The sequence below is a fragment of the Geomicrobium sp. JCM 19039 genome (assembly GCF_000698145.1).
Classification (GTDB): domain Bacteria; phylum Bacillota; class Bacilli; order Bacillales; family Marinococcaceae; genus Geomicrobium_A.
The window spans coordinates 119,072-134,102 of the sequence record NZ_BAXB01000005.1 but is presented as its reverse complement, the minus strand read 5'-3'; the positions used below and the strand labels follow the sequence as shown (position 1 = coordinate 134,102).

The window sequence follows — 15,031 nt, the reverse complement described above, 5'->3', positions numbered from 1 at the left end:
CCTTTTATTGGAATGTTTCAAACCTGTTTTTTAAATTATTTACAAAAAAATATAAGAATTGTAACCGCCTTACTTTTTCTCATCTACAAAGTGGTTTATGATAGATAAGGTAGACAACAATTCTTGCGTTTACTACTTACATTCATTATGCACAGGGAGCGATTGAGATGGATTATCGAATTGAAAAAGATACACTCGGTGAAATGCAAGTACCTGCCGATAAATATTGGGGCGCGCAAACACAACGCAGCGTTCAAAACTTTCCGATTGGCAAAGAGAATATGCCTAGAGAAGTTGTGCAGGGCTTTGCCATCTTAAAAAAAGCAGCAGCGAAAGCAAATGAAAGCCTAGGCAAACTGGATAGCGAACGAGCAAATGCCATCGCACAAGCAGCCGATGAAGTACTCGAAGGAAAATGGGACAGCCATTTCCCGCTCGTTGTATGGCAAACAGGAAGCGGAACACAATCCAACATGAACATGAACGAAGTACTTGCTAGAAGGGGTACAGAAATTCTTAAAGACAAAGGTTCAGACACAACGATCCATCCAAATGACGATGTGAACCGTTCCCAAAGTTCCAATGATACATTCCCAACGGCGATGCACATTGCAGCGGTAAGTGATGTCAACCAAAAGCTTCTCCCCGTACTTGAAACGTTGAAAAATACGATTAATAAGAAATCTGAAGAGTTCAATGACATTATTAAGATTGGTCGTACTCATTTGCAAGATGCAACACCACTTACACTCGGGCAAGAGTTTAGCGGCTGGTATGAAATGCTAAGAAAAAGTGAAATGATGATTTCTGAAAGCATTCAACACCTCCACGATCTTGCGATCGGTGGAACAGCTGTCGGAACTGGGATTAATGCACACCCAGAGTTTGGAGAGCGCACAGCCGCTTTTATTAGCGAATTCACATCTTTCCCATTCCGTTCTGCGCCGAACAAGTTTCATGCGCTAACAAGTCATGACGATACGACATATGCCCACGGTGCCATTAAAGCATTGGCTGCTGACCTTATGAAAATTGCGAATGACGTCCGTTGGCTCTCTAGTGGTCCAAGATCTGGAATTGGTGAATTAACCATTCCTGCAAACGAGCCAGGCAGCTCGATTATGCCTGGAAAGGTTAACCCTACACAAAGCGAAGCACTTACAATGGTCGTCACACAAGTGATGGGTAATGATGCGGCCATTGGGTTTGCAGCAAGCCAAGGAAACTTTGAGCTAAACGTATTTAAACCTGTGATTATCTACAACTTCTTACAATCCGTGCAATTGCTTACAGATGCGATGAAATCTTTCCACGATCGTTGTGTTGAAGGAATTGAAGCAGAAAAAGAAAACATTGAAAACCACGTGAAAAACTCACTAATGCTCGTTACAGCGCTTAACCCTCATATTGGGTATGAAAACGCGGCTTCCATTGCGAAAACAGCTCATCAAGAGGGACTTACACTAAAAGAAGCTGCATTGAACAGTGGCTTATTAACCGAAGAACAATTCCACGAGTGGGTTGATCCGGCCAAAATGGTTCAACCCTCCGAATGATACAGCGAACCACCGAGCGAATATTTTGCTCGGTGGTTTATTCATCATATGTGTAACGAACGACATACTTTTTATTTTTTAAACGGATGACTTCCACGAGTGGACCCACTTCATAGCCCCCGTGCCAGTTATCTTCAAGCTTCGCTTTTATGCAACTCGCTTGGAACTTCGTATGATACGTCTCTTTCCAATAAATCCAACGCGGTCTATACATCAGGACGTTCCTTTCATAAAGACTTCAACCAATCAACTCTTCATCTTCTCGGATCTTCATTTCTTTTTTTGCTTTTCCCTCTTGCTTATCTCGAATGCGGTGCGCCAGTCGAGCAGATGCATTTGCGGCAATGCTACACACGAGATCATCCAAAAAAGTGTTCACTCGATCCGACGCACGATCCAAATCTCGAATAACCCCAGTCTTCTCTTTATCAAGATAACCAAATGTTGTCACAGCAATGCTGCCGAAACCGAATACTGAACCGAGCGCAATCGTTTCATCCACCCCAAATAACCCTTCATCAGATTCAACTAGCGCTTGTAACGGTGCTGACAACTGCTGTTTTTCAGCCAGACAATCAAGTTCCACACCGACGAGAATCGCATGTTGAATTTCTCTTTTCATTAATACCGCATCGACGCTGTCTATACATTCAGATATCGTTAAGTCTTCAGCATATGGGTGTTGTAAAGCATACACAATATGACCGATATCTTCAACCGTAACCCCGCGGTTTTCTAGACGATCCCGTGCCGCTTTCTCAACAACATCCCCTTTTACAGGTTGGTTCTCTTTCCCCATATGAATTCCCCCTTAGCTAATATACTATCATATTCATGCCGTCCCCCAAGCTCCACAAGATTATGATACAATACGTCTAGATTCTAGTTGTAATAAAGGAGATAACGAGATGGAAGGATCCGTTCAAACCATTGCATTTAAAAGTACAATTTTAGACACAGAACTTGATCTGCAGCTGTACATTCCACCGAACTATCACGAGAACATTGCGTATCACATCGCCATTACCGGAGATGGCCAAGATTTTTTTAAGCTAGGAAAAATTGATCAACAGATGGAGACGTTTATTTTGGAAGAATCTGCCCTGACACGATCGTTGTTGGCGTTCCTTACCCAAGAGTTTCAACGCGCCGCCTATGGTATGCTCCGCTTGGAGAACAAAAAGATGACTACATTCGCTTTCTAAAAGATGAATTGCTTCCTTTTCTTTCAGAAAGATATCATCTGCTGGGCAGCGCCGAAGCTCGTTTACTTCTCGGCGATTCGCTATCGGCATCGCTCACGTTAATGGCTTGCATTCAGGAACCTGACACATTCCAGCGAGCAGTCATGTTCTCTCCTTATGTAGACGATACACTGTTGTCTCTCGTTGCAAATAGTGACGATTTGCATCGCTTTACTGTATACCACACCCTTGGGAACAAAGAAGACGATGTGAAGGCAACAGATGGCAGGATATTGGACTTTGTAACGATGAACGAGCAATTACATGCAGCGTTAGATGGCACATTGAAACACTATCAATATAAAGTGATCGAAGCGGGTAACCATACATGGTTTACGTGGGCGCCAGAACTTCCACACGCACTCGAATATCACTGGTCATAAGGAGGAAGAAAGCTATGGAAGTGACCATCGCTCAAACAGAAGAAGAAATGAAAGGCGTGCAACACGTGCGCTACGAGGTGTTTGTGAAAGAACAACACGTCTCCGTTGAAGAAGAGTGGGATGAATACGAGGATTCCAGCATCCACTTTCTCGCTCACGACAACCACACCCCTGTAGGTGCGGGTCGTTTACGTTGGGTAGAAAATACAGGGAAGGCAGAGCGCATTTGCATTCTGTCCTCCTACCGTGGTACAGGTCTTGGACGTTTAATCATGAGTGCGCTTGAAGATTACGTACAATCGCAAAACGGCAAGGAAGTGATCCTCTCTGCCCAAACTCATGCACGACCGTTTTATGAAAAAATCGGATATAAGGTAACGAGCGAGGAAGAATTTCTTGATGCGGGTATCCCTCACGTTTCCATGATAAAAGGTATAGAATAGATGGTAAAACCGCTGTGCAAACGAACGTGCACAGCGGTTTTATTTAACCAAGACCGTCTATTCTTCTTCCTTTGCCCGTAACAAAGCGTTCGGAACGTTGCCGATAATAAAAAGAAGAGGCGTAATCATCGGTAGGTTCTTTATATTTTCGGTACACTTCATATCGATGTACCGGCTGTACGCGCGAAGCGGCATGAATAAGATTTGATGGACGTTGGACCCGATTGCCATATTGGCTGGCTGTCTCATTAACGTTTGCTGGAACATATCCCACTTCAATCTCTCCTTCATAGCGATTACCTTTATAGAACTTGTATACCCGAACTCTTCGTCGTTTACTCCTCTTGTCCGTATTTGTTTACATATCGTTCTAACCCCTGATAAATCAGGATTTTTATGAACTCAAATAAAACTACACACGCTTTAGGGTAAACGTACATACGATATAGCGAACATGAAGGAAATCCTAAAGGAGTGATGAACGTGAGCTGCGGTCGCAAAGACTTTGATACCGGCAACTGCGTATGCGATGCGGTGCTTGCGATTAGTGAAGCACAAGATGCCGTTGATAAAAAAACTGGAAACTGCGCGAATAGTTGTTTCTCTAATCTGCTTAAACCAAACGGGCGGATTAACGACACAATTCCATTCATGCTAAAAGGGAAGACCGGAGAATTATTCTGGGCTACCGGCGGTCTAACTGCTGATTTCCCTGATGTTTTCGAATCTGTATTCTTCAGAGTAGAGAACATTTGTGAGAAATCTTGCTGTGCTACACTATCCTGCTTCGCCCAATCGGTGACATCTTGTTTACACAATCGTGCTGCGTCGATCCAACGTCTTTATCTGATGTAGTCTCTCTTGAGCGCACAAACTGCTGCATTGAAGTAGATCTAAGCTGCTTCTGCGCAATCCAATGCGTAGACCCAGGATTGGTAGACAATCCAGTCGCACCTCCAGGTCAATAACTGGAGGTCACTGGAAAGGGTTAGGCAAACGTTTCGATCGTTAGGTCGACAACGTCCTCGTATTTAATCGTCACAAGATAAGGTAACTGCTGGGTCTGCATCGTAAACTGCTCATCTTCAACAGCGGTAACGTTGCCGACCCAGGTCTCTTGTGATGTTTTACACGTACACACTGTCGGCTGCAAATTTCTCATTTTATACAACAGATCTACCTTTTCATTTACCGTTTTTTCGGAAAATGGTTTTTTATCTTTCTTTTGTACAGGCTTTTCCTCTTTACGTTCGCTCACTACTGTCTTCTCTGTACTTACTTTGTCACTAAGTGCGTCCCGAAGAAACTCGTTCGCTTCCATTGAATTGTTCGTTTGTTGCCAATCAAACCCTAAATGCCTAGACAGGTCAAAGGATCGTTTCTTTTGCATTGGAGTTTCCTTCGGTGTTTCTGCTTTTTCTTGAGTAGCTGCCTCTTGTTCCACTGCCTGTTCAGCTTCCTCAAATAACTCTTGATTTCTTCGTTTATACAATACTTCTAACTCATTATCTCCTTGTGAAGGTAAAGAATGTTCAGGGTTGTCAATATATAAAAGTGGTTGTACACGATTAATGATCCGCTTTGTTCGCATCATCTGCCTCCTTAACTTGTATTGTTTCCATTGTATTCAGCCGTCTACAAGCTATGCAGATTCTTCTAGTTATTCGCCCGTTTTCCTCTCGTACTCACACCCAACGATACACTGCTGCATAGGTTAATATGGAGAGCAAAGGGTTCTCTAAAGAATCTATATTCCAGGAGGAATGTTACATGTCAGATTGTTGTCACCAAGGCGGTAATCAAGGTTTAGGCGGATTTGCATTTGTAGTTGTGCTCTTTATTCTCTTAGTTATTGTTGGTTCTGCATACTGCTAATGCAAAAAAACAGCCATCCATAACGGATGGCTGTTCTTCGTTTATTGTGGTAGCGGTGTGTCTTCTTGCGTTTCAATAATCTTTTCGATGTGATGACAAGCGGCCATGTGACTATCGTTCATAAGCTCTGTAGAACGAAGTTCTGGCTCTTCCGTTTTACACACTTCTGTTGCAAACGGGCAACGCGTATGGAAACGGCAACCACTTGGCGGGTTCATCGGTGATGGCACATCTCCTTGAAGCACGATACGCTCTCGCTTCTTCGTCGGATCAGGAATTGGAATGGCCGAAAGTAATGCACGTGTATACGGATGTCTAGGATGATCAAAGAGATCCTTCTTGTCAGCAATCTCGACAATCTTCCCGAGATACATAACGATCACACGATCAGAAATGTGACGTACAACACCAAGGTCGTGAGAGATAAACAAGTACGTAAGGTTCAATTCGTTTTGAAGTTTCTTCAAAAGGTTCAACACTTGTGCCTGTGTCGACACGTCTAATGCGGATACCGCCTCATCACAAACAATGAGCTTCGGGTCAACTGATAGCGCTCTTGCGATACCAATTCGTTGGCGTTGCCCACCACTAAATTGGAAAGGATAACGTTCCGCTTGTTGCGGTCTTAAACCTACGAGTTCCATTAACTCACGAATTCTCGCTGGACGTTCACTTTTCGGTACAACTCCTTGAATTGCCATTGCTTCATCAAGAATTTGTTTTACTTTTTGTCTTGGATTGAGTGACGCATATGGATCTTGAAAGATGATCTGCATTTCTTTTCGTTTTTGCCTAAGATCACTTTTCTTAAGTTCCATTAAGTTATCGCCATCAAAGAAGATCTCCCCACCCGTCGGGTCATCTAGTCGCAAGATGGCACGACCAGTCGTTGACTTCCCGCACCCAGACTCACCAACGATACTTAACGTTTCGCCTGGATTGATGGCGAATGAAATATCATCACAGCTTTTACATCAGCCATCTTACGGTTTAGAATTCCACCTTTTACTGGGAAATACTTTTGCAAGTTCTTCGCTTCAAATAATGGAGTCGTCATTGATTCGCTGCAACTCCTTTCGTTGGGTTTGAACCATTCCACTCGTCAGTGTAGATCCAACAGCGTGTTTGTCCACTCGTATTTTCATCCTCAACATTGTTTGAAGGAGATGCGAGCTCCGGGTGATTTTCGATACAAAAATCAGTTGCATAAGGACAACGCTCAGCAAATCGGCAACCGTCCGGCATATTTTGTGGTGAAGGTACAGTGCCTGGAATCATTTCCAACTCATCTAAATCAATGTCATGACGAGGAATGGCATTCATCAACCCTTGCGTGTATGGATGCAACGGTCGTGTAAACAGTGTTTTCACATCTGCTTGCTCCACAACTTCTCCTGCGTACATAACGACTACTTTGTCTGCGGTTTCCGCGATAACCCCAAGGTCATGCGTAATCATGAGCACAGCCATTCCTGACTTCTCTTGAAGCTCTTTAATTAGCTCAAGAATTTGCGCTTGAATGGTCACATCTAATGCTGTTGTCGGCTCATCCGCAATGAGTAGCTCCGGATCGCACGAAAGCGCAATGGCGATCATTACTCGCTGCCTCATCCCTCCTGATAATTCATGAGGATAACGCTTCGCCCGGTCTTCTGGTGCAGGAATTCCAACGAGAGTAAGCATGCGAATCGCTTCTTGCCAAGCCGCCTTCTTACCAAGTTTCTTATGAATACGAACGGCCTCAGACACTTGATGTCCAACCGTGAACACCGGATTTAATGACGTCATTGGTTCTTGGAAAATCATCGATAAACGGTTTCCCCGGTATTTCGCCATTTGTTGCTTCGTTTTCTTTAGAAGATCGTCTCCACTAAGGCGAATCGATCCCCCTACAATCTTTCCAGGGTGCTGAATGAGTTGCATGACCGATAGTGACGTGATGCTTTTACCAGAACCAGACTCACCAACAATCCCTAACGTCTCATTATTACTTACACTAAAATCCACACCATCAACAGCTTTCACCTCGCCATCTGGCGTGAAAAAGGATGTACGCAAACCTTCTACTTCCAAAACAGGTGTCTGTTCATTTGAAGCCAATGTCCATGACCTCCTTCTATATCCAACCGGAAATCATCTTCCGATCATTTAGTTCAGTTCAATTCGTTTGTTCAAAATACGATAGGCGATGTCGACGAGGAAGTTCACGAAAACGAATGTTACCGCAAGTACGATAACCGTACCTTGAACTACCGGGAAGTCACGTTGCCCAATTGCGTCAACAACCAGCCTCCCTAGCCCGTTGATCGCAAATACATTCTCTGTAAGAACAGCTCCACTTAAGAAATAACCAAACTGCAAACCAATGACCGTTACAACAGGAATCATTGCATTTCTGAATGCGTGCTTATAGATGACGAGGTTTTCTTTAACCCCTTTTGCACGTGCTGTTCGTACGTAATCTTGATCAATGACTTCGAGCATACTGGATCGGGTCATCCTCGCAATGACTGCAGCTCCTGCCGTACCCATCGTAATGGCTGGCATGATCACTTGTGCAGGCGTTCCCCACCCTGACGTTGGCAACCAACCTAGTTGTATTGAGAACCAATAAATGAGGAGTAAACCTAACCAGAAGTTTGGCATTGATAAACCAACAACAGCAATCGCCATCGTTCCGTAGTCACGTAATGTGTTGCGGTACGTTGCAGATAAAATCCCGAAGAATAGACCTGCTGTTACAGCAACAACCATGCCCCATAATGCAAGTTCAACCGTTATGAAAAACCGGGGCGCGATAATATCAATCACAGGTTGTCCCGTTCTAACGGATTCACCTAAGTTAAACAATAGAAGGTCCCCGAGAAATCGCCCATATTGAACGACTAACGGGTCATTCAACCTAAGTTTTCTCTCATTTGTTCAAGCTGAGCTTCTGAAGCAGCCTCTCCGGCCATGACTTGTGCGGCATCCCCTGGTACGAGCTGGATAATTAAAAAAGCAACGAGGGTGACACCTAACAGTACCGGAATGAGTTGAAGCAGTCGGCGAATAATAAAAATATGCATGTCAAATCCTCCTACTTTTTCGACCTTGGGTCTAACGCATCACGAAGTCCATCACCTAACATGTTAAACGACAATACGAGAAGCACAATGGCAATCCCTGGAATATCGTTAAATGAGGATTCTCCCACATGTATGAACGTCCATCATTAAGCATGGCTCCCCATTCCGGTTCAGGCGGCTGAACACCGACACCGAGGAAGGAAAGTCCGGCTGCACTTAAAATCGACGTTGCAATTTGCAATGATGCTTGGACAATAATTGGAGATGATACGTTCGGTAAAATATGTTGAAAAATGATTTTCCCATCTTTGGCCCCAAGAGCGCGAATTGCCTCGACGTACTCAATTCCTTTTACTTCAAGAACAGATCCACGAACGATTCTGGCAAAAACAGGTATGTTGTAAATGGATAGGGCGATGATGACATTAAACATGCTTGCGCCTAATGCACTAACAATTGCTAGGGCTAACAAAATCCCTGGGAATGCAAGCATAACATCTGCTGCACGCATGATAATCGTATCTACCCAACGACCGTAGTACCCAGAAATGAGTCCTAAAAGTATTCCGAATACGGCACCGAAAAAGACAGAAACCACACCGATAAACATCGTCAAGTGCGTACCGTAAATAATTCGGCTAAAAATATCTCGACCGTTTTGGTCCGTTCCGAACCAGTTGTCTGCTGATGGTGGTGCAAATCGATTTAAGATGTCTGTCGATTGGTAACTATGCGTCATCAACAGTGGTGCTAAAATGATAATAAGAATGAAGAATAGTAAGATGATCCCACCGATGAGCGATGACTTGTTGCGGACCAGCTGCTTCATCAGGTTCTTAAACCGTGATTCCGGCGCCCGATTTCCGCTTTGGCCGTGCTCTCATTAACGGTTGACCCCATGAACTGCTCAACCCCTTCTCTTTCATTGTTCTGATGCATGAACACGTGTATAGTGTGGCTCAAAATCATCATTTTACGCTGTTCGTCTTATTATATCAATGTTCGAAATGAAAACAATATAACCGTTGCAAATTCTTCCTAATCGTCAACGATTCGTAGCTTATTTCGACATTCTGTATTGATTTTTGCTTTTTTCTAACAAATTCGTGTTAGACTTAGTCTCGGTTGAACCTCCTTCTTGGTGAATAACAAAAATCAATACTTAACAGCTTACAACAGGAACTATTTGTTGTAAATCGTAAATATTTGTTTCGTTTTGTTAATTTTTTCGCAAAAAAGAGTATTGAAAGTTTTTGATTCGTAGTATATAGTAACCGTAAACTGGTTTTCTTACAATAAGGGGGATAAAAATTGAAAAAGTTTAAAAAGTCTAGCGCTTTCGGTTTAACAGTTGCCGCTGCGTTCGCACTCGCTGCATGTTCGACAGATCCAGAAGAGGCACCAGAAGATAGTGAAGGTGGAGATACATCCGAGGACACTGAAGTGTCAGAAGATGATGACGTTTCCAACGAAGAAGCAGCCGGAGACGGTGGAGAACTTGTTATCGCATTGTCTGCAGATGGCGTCTCTCTTGACCCTCACGGTCAAAATGATAACCCATCAGCGAAGTACCGTTCTCTCATTTATGAAACGTTAATGACGTTCGATCCGGAAACGTATGAATTGGTTCCAGGTCTTGCAGAAGAATATGAACAAATTGACGAAACAACGTTTGAGTTCACTTTACATGAAGGCGTTGAATTCCACAACGGCGAAGAACTTACCGCAGATGACGTTGTCGCGACATTTGATCGTATGCTTGACCCAGACATTGCCGCTCCTTCAGTCTTCCTATTTGAAATGATTGATAGCGTTGAAGCGATTGACGAGTATACTGTACAAATGACAACAGAATTCCCATTTGCACCGCTTCTTTCCCACTTAGCGCATAACGCTGGTGGTATTATCAGTGAGACGGCAATTGAACAAGATTACGCTGGAGAAATTAACCTTGATGTTGGTGAAGGCGAAGCCGGAACAGGTCAGTTTGTGTTTGATGAGTGGAACGAAGGCTCAAACCTCCGCATGCTAAACAACGAAAACTACTGGGGTGAGCCTGCGAATATTGACAGTGTCTATTTTGAAGTCATCGGAGAAGACTCCACTCGTATGGGAAGTCTTTCCAACGGTGAAGTGCACGTTGCTGACCTCATTCAGCCAGCATTGGCAGATCAAGTAGACGGTTTTGATAACGCAAGTCTTGTGAGTGTCCCAAGTTTAAGCCTTACGTATGTAGGAATTAACACAGAAGTTGAACCGTTTGATGATGTACGTGTTCGTCAAGCGATCTCTCTCGCCATTGATAATGATGCCCTCGTAGAAGGCATCTACGAAGGTTATGGTGAGCCTGCAAAAGGACCGATCAACGATCTCGTCTTTGGTTATGACCCTGACATTGATGACATCGGCTATGACCCTGAGCGTGCTCAAGAATTACTCGAAGAAGCAGGATTGGAAGACGGATTTGAATTCACACTTCTTATGAACTCGGATAACCCAGTTCGTGAGCAAACGGCAGTTTTAATTCAAGATCAACTTAGTGAAATTGGCGTTACTGCAAGCCTTGAAAACGTAGAGTGGGGTGCTTACCTCGACCAAACGGGTGAAGGCGATTCAGAAATGTTCGTTCTCGGTTGGGTTACAGTAACAGGGGATGCCGATTATGGTATGTACTCTCTCTTCCACTCTAGTCAACACGGAAACGCTGGTAACCGTTCATTCTATACGAACGAAGAAGTCGATGACTTGCTTGACCAAGCACGTCAAGCAACTGATGAAGATGAGCGTTTAGAATTATACAGCCAAGTTCAAGAAATTCTCGTAGAAGAAGCGCCAATGCTTTACACTGCATTTGATGAACTCCGCATCGGTGTTGCTGACTCAGTCGAGAACTTCTACCAAGTACCAAACGGTCAATTTGACCTTTCAGAAGTGACAATCACTGAAGGCGCAGACGTTGGCTACTAAAGTTTAGACACGCAAGGGGCAAGGGATAATCGATATCCCTTGCCCCATTTTTATTTGAATAAAATTCGAGCCATAGTTTGCAACTCTCATACGCAACACCTGTTTTTTGAGCTGATGTGAAAATTGGATTAGATAAGTTCGACTTTTGTGTTTTTCATTTGCGCTGTTGATGCTCGATTTCCACCGCCTTTCCAAGTCAGGAGAACCGGTCGAAGTTCACAATTAGCTCTCAAAGAAGTTAAAAACGTTTTTTGTATTAAGCTGCTTTCAAAGAGCCTCGATTGGAAACAGAATCACTCTTTTATGCCCCTTTGGCCCCGTTCTGCTTCCAATCTATTGACGTCTATTTCCAAACAGCTGTTTATGGAAGCAGATCGAGCCCTTTAAAGAGTAAGTGCGTCAGTCTACTTCCAAAGCCTTCTTCATTCTTTCAAAACTTCTTTAAAGTTAGCGTCACACGCCGTGCCACACTCACAATCAAGACATTTCTCAAACTCGGTCATGTAGCACAACACCTTGAGACTTTGCGACATCTATCGTTCAGTAAATTTTTTTTTCGTTCAACTTATATAGATCATTTTAGTGAGATTACTCTCGACAACTTTGCTGAATTATCGGTGCCGCTCCCCTCTTCATGTAAGCAAACGCCAATCATCCTTAAATATTGCTTTACAAGAAAAAGTACCGTTCAACTTTTATCATGACTTCCTTCCATCATTTCCTTTTTGGAAAGTTCTCCGAACAGCCGTCGCACGTTTTAGACGCATCCGTTAAATTCACTAACGTTAAGCACGAAAGTTTATGATTGGTCGCTTTTGTGGTACACTTCTTCCGCACTATAGAACTCGGTTAAGAGGTGGCTGCATGCAACTAGAATCGACGACGCGATCAAATCGCTATTATACATATTTATTAATTATTGCCATTTTAATTATTGCATCTACATTACGTTCACCAATGACTTCCGTCGGCCCTCTCATCCCGTTTATTCGAGACGACTTGGACATTGCCAATTCAACAGTTGGACTTTTAAATACCCTTCCACTTATCGCATTTGGGCTTTTTTCGCCATTTGTTCCGAGAATTTCCAGAAAGTACGGCATGGAAATGACACTGCTTTTTGCGATGCTCGTTCTTGCTGCAGGCATATTCATAAGATCGGTCGGATCGGTGTCTTTACTACTTACAGGAACGGTTCTGTTAGGCTTAGGAATTGCCGTTGGAAATGTGCTCATGCCAGGCCTTATTAAGATGAGCTTCCCTTATCGAATCGGATTAATGACCGGTATTTATTCGGTTTCAATGAATGTGTTTGGCGCCTTCGCATCTGGTGTTTCTGTTCCTCTTGCTACGTCAGAACAATTTGGTTGGCAAGGAGCTCTTCAGTTATGGGGGATACTAGCAGTATTCGCGATCGTTATATTGCTTCTACGATTACCGGCCATACTTTCTGAAGAAAAGAAAGTACCAGGACGTGTTGACAACCAGCCTTCCCAAGCTCTATTTAAGTCTAAAATCGCTTGGGCAGTCACCCTGTACATGGGTTTTCAATCGTTTATCCCGTACAGCATCTTTACATGGTTGCCTGATATGATGCTCGTAAAAGGGTTTGATGCAACCGAGGCAGGCTGGTTTATGGCAATCTACCAAGCAGGCTTGATCCCAGCAACGTTTATCGTTCCAATTATCGCTGCGAAAGTGACAAATCAACGGGCGCTTGCTTTTCTGTCTGGTGTGCTGTTATTTACGGGATTACTCGGTACCATGCTGTCAACTTCCTATCTGATCCTCGCTTTTCTCGTTCTAACTGGAATGGGCGCAGGAACGACATTTAGTCTAGCAATGGTCTTCTTTGTTTTACGCACAAGAACCATTACCCAATCTGCTCAACTTTCAGGGATGGCGCAATCTGTCGGTTACTTGATCGCCGCCACTGGACCGATTGCACTCGGTAGCTTAGCTGATTGGTCAAATGGGTGGACATTGCCTTACCTCATTCTTATGTTTGTTTCTGCTTGCATCGCACTATTTGGCCTTGTTGCGGGGCAGAATAAACAAGTCATTGAACAAGCTAACGTTTAATAAAATGCCGGGTTTACAACGAAATTATCAAACCTCAAAACAATCTAAAATATAAACCGAAGGACTAAAAACCTCTAAATGAGAGTTCCTAGTCCTTCGGTTTTTCAATGTCTATAATCTTTTAACCGGACTACGCCAAAATACATAACGTCTCGACGAAAAAGACCAAGCAAAAAAGGAGCATGCTTCTGAACATGCTCCTTACTCTCCTTGTAGCCGCTCTACTTGGGCACAAATTTCGTGTTGCCAACCATTGTCATTTGTTGCATAGGCTAGATATGACATTGCTTGTAGCTTCTCTTTTTCCCAGAAGTAGTTTTGCAAAAATGTTTTACTTTCTTCTAACTCTGCTTGTTCAGGGTCAGACAATGTGCGAAACTCTTCTTCTAGTACGAGACGAATAAATCGTTCAGCTACTACGGTATACATCGCATTCACTCACTTTGCTCTAATAAGGATGGTGTATGGACAGTATATCCACAATCACCCATTCTTATAAGAACTAGCCCATTCCGATAATATGATACCCACCATCAACGTGAATGACCTCACCCGTGATGCCCTTAGATAGGTCACTCATAAGAAACAGGGCTGTATTCCCTACCTCTTCAGTCGTGACCGTTCTTTTTAATGGAGCTTTTTCTTCCATTTCTTTTAAAACAGTATTGAAACCAGCAATTCCTTTAGCAGATAGCGTACGGATCGGACCTGCTGAAATGGCGTTCACTCGTATTTGTTTTGCTCCTAAATCATTTGCTAAATATTTCACACTTGCATCAAGAGCCGCTTTTGCGACACCCATCACATTGTAATTCTTCACGACTCTCTCACCGCCGAGGTAAGTTAGCGTAATGATTGAACCGCCCTCTGGCATCATTTCATATTTTTCAATGGCGTGTGAGACGGCGGTTAAGGAGTAGGCGCTAATGTCGTGAGCCAACAAGAAGCCTTCTCGAGATGTTTCAGTAAACGTACCTTCAAGATCTTCCGTCTTCGCAAACGCGATGCAATGCGCTAGACCGTGGATCGGTCCAACATCAGCTTTAATCTGTTGAAACGTCTTATCAATTTCATCATCATTTGTAATGTCACAAGCATAAATGTATTTTTCCTGGTCAATGGACGCGGCTAGCTCCCGCACATTCTTTTCTAACCGATCCCCAGCATAAGTAAATACGAGCGTAGCTCCTGCGTCTGAGAGGCTTCTTGAAATCCCCCAAGCGATACTTCTTTTATTTGCAACTCCCATAACGACATACGTTTGACCTTCTAAAGATAATGCCATATGTGTGAACCCCTTTCCAATCCGTTAGATCACTACTTCATTCTAGTACCTGGTCATAATCATACCATACTCTTGTAAAAAAATCACGAATCGGTCACTAGAATTACTGCGGCGAAACTGATATATTT

Annotated in this window: 14 protein-coding genes and 4 pseudogenes; 8 read left to right on the top strand and 10 right to left on the bottom strand. The window is 43.4% G+C overall.

Translation table 11 applies throughout. The features are described from left to right. Window positions 1-167 precede the first annotated feature (167 nt). Entirely contained in the window at window positions 168-1,556 is a 1,389-nt protein-coding gene (gene fumC / locus JCM19039_RS07310) for a class II fumarate hydratase (RefSeq protein ID WP_042401716.1), read from the top strand. Window positions 1,557-1,593: 37 nt separating this feature from the next. Here fumC and JCM19039_RS24285 read toward each other — a convergent pair whose 3' ends face one another. Further along, entirely contained in the window at window positions 1,594-1,770 is a 177-nt protein-coding gene (locus tag JCM19039_RS24285) for a hypothetical protein (protein ID WP_193744170.1), read from the bottom strand. A gap of 24 nt (window positions 1,771-1,794) precedes the next feature. Continuing rightward, complete coding sequence (locus JCM19039_RS07305) at window positions 1,795-2,355, bottom strand: phosphatidylglycerophosphatase A (protein WP_042425484.1); 561 nt, start codon at window positions 2,353-2,355, stop codon at window positions 1,795-1,797. Window positions 2,356-2,464: 109 nt separating this feature from the next. Here JCM19039_RS07305 and JCM19039_RS21765 point away from each other — a divergent pair, with 109 nt between their 5' ends. The 3 genes from JCM19039_RS21765 to JCM19039_RS07295 are packed head-to-tail and all read left to right on the top strand — an operon-like array spanning window position 2,465 to window position 3,626. Next, complete coding sequence (locus JCM19039_RS21765) at window positions 2,465-2,761, top strand: alpha/beta hydrolase-fold protein (RefSeq protein ID WP_052398593.1); 297 nt, start codon at window positions 2,465-2,467, stop codon at window positions 2,759-2,761. Beyond that, a complete protein-coding gene (locus JCM19039_RS21760; RefSeq protein WP_081834381.1) occupies window positions 2,653-3,183 on the top strand; it encodes an esterase family protein in 531 nt (176 codons plus the stop codon). The genes JCM19039_RS21765 and JCM19039_RS21760 overlap by 109 nt, the downstream gene beginning before the upstream one ends. 14 nt (window positions 3,184-3,197) lie before the next feature. Beyond that, complete coding sequence (locus tag JCM19039_RS07295; RefSeq protein ID WP_042425481.1) at window positions 3,198-3,626, top strand: GNAT family N-acetyltransferase; 429 nt, start codon at window positions 3,198-3,200, stop codon at window positions 3,624-3,626. Window positions 3,627-3,683: 57 nt separating this feature from the next. Here JCM19039_RS07295 and JCM19039_RS07290 read toward each other — a convergent pair whose 3' ends face one another. Then, window positions 3,684-3,917, bottom strand: a complete 234-nt coding sequence (locus tag JCM19039_RS07290) for a hypothetical protein (protein ID WP_193744169.1) — start codon at window positions 3,915-3,917, stop codon at window positions 3,684-3,686. Window positions 3,918-4,109: 192 nt separating this feature from the next. Here JCM19039_RS07290 and JCM19039_RS07285 point away from each other — a divergent pair. After that, window positions 4,110-4,594, top strand: a pseudogene (locus JCM19039_RS07285) (CotY/CotZ family spore coat protein). Between the two features lie 20 nt (window positions 4,595-4,614). On the opposite strand, the gene JCM19039_RS07280 reads toward JCM19039_RS07285, so the two are convergent. Next, window positions 4,615-5,217 (bottom strand): CotO family spore coat protein, encoded by a 603-nt coding sequence (locus tag JCM19039_RS07280; protein WP_042425475.1) that lies wholly within the window; start codon window positions 5,215-5,217, stop codon window positions 4,615-4,617. 179 nt (window positions 5,218-5,396) lie between these two features. Here JCM19039_RS07280 and JCM19039_RS23080 point away from each other — a divergent pair, with 179 nt between their 5' ends. Further along, on the top strand, window positions 5,397-5,501 hold the full coding sequence (locus JCM19039_RS23080) for a YjcZ family sporulation protein (protein ID WP_152550125.1): 105 nt from the start codon (window positions 5,397-5,399) through the stop codon (window positions 5,499-5,501). 41 nt (window positions 5,502-5,542) lie between these two features. Here JCM19039_RS23080 and JCM19039_RS07275 read toward each other — a convergent pair. The 4 genes and pseudogenes from JCM19039_RS07275 to JCM19039_RS07260 form a co-directional block, all read right to left on the bottom strand. After that, window positions 5,543-6,558: pseudogene (locus JCM19039_RS07275) on the bottom strand (ABC transporter ATP-binding protein). Then, the gene (locus JCM19039_RS07270; protein ID WP_042425474.1) at window positions 6,555-7,601 is read right to left on the bottom strand and encodes an ABC transporter ATP-binding protein; all 1,047 of its coding nucleotides are present in this window, start codon (window positions 7,599-7,601) and stop codon (window positions 6,555-6,557) included. Before JCM19039_RS07270 ends, JCM19039_RS07275 begins: the two are co-directional and overlap by 4 nt. A gap of 48 nt (window positions 7,602-7,649) precedes the next feature. After that, a pseudogene (locus tag JCM19039_RS07265) lies at window positions 7,650-8,569 on the bottom strand (ABC transporter permease). Window positions 8,570-8,580: 11 nt separating this feature from the next. Further along, window positions 8,581-9,398: pseudogene (locus JCM19039_RS07260) on the bottom strand (ABC transporter permease). A 482-nt stretch (window positions 9,399-9,880) separates the two neighbouring features. Between JCM19039_RS07260 and JCM19039_RS07255 the strand changes: the two are divergent. Both JCM19039_RS07255 and JCM19039_RS07250 read left to right on the top strand, forming a co-directional pair. Further along, window positions 9,881-11,536, top strand: a complete 1,656-nt coding sequence (locus JCM19039_RS07255; RefSeq protein ID WP_042425473.1) for a glutathione ABC transporter substrate-binding protein — start codon at window positions 9,881-9,883, stop codon at window positions 11,534-11,536. A gap of 864 nt (window positions 11,537-12,400) precedes the next feature. Next, a complete protein-coding gene (locus JCM19039_RS07250) occupies window positions 12,401-13,618 on the top strand; it encodes an MFS transporter (RefSeq protein ID WP_042425470.1) in 1,218 nt (405 codons plus the stop codon). 201 nt (window positions 13,619-13,819) lie between these two features. Here JCM19039_RS07250 and JCM19039_RS07245 read toward each other — a convergent pair whose 3' ends face one another. Together JCM19039_RS07245 and fabI are read right to left on the bottom strand one after the other, a co-directional pair. Continuing rightward, complete coding sequence (locus tag JCM19039_RS07245) at window positions 13,820-14,047, bottom strand: hypothetical protein (protein ID WP_152550124.1); 228 nt, start codon at window positions 14,045-14,047, stop codon at window positions 13,820-13,822. A 73-nt stretch (window positions 14,048-14,120) separates the two neighbouring features. Then, entirely contained in the window at window positions 14,121-14,903 is a 783-nt protein-coding gene (fabI, locus tag JCM19039_RS07240; RefSeq protein WP_042401741.1) for an enoyl-ACP reductase FabI, read from the bottom strand. Window positions 14,904-15,031: the final 128 nt, after the last annotated feature.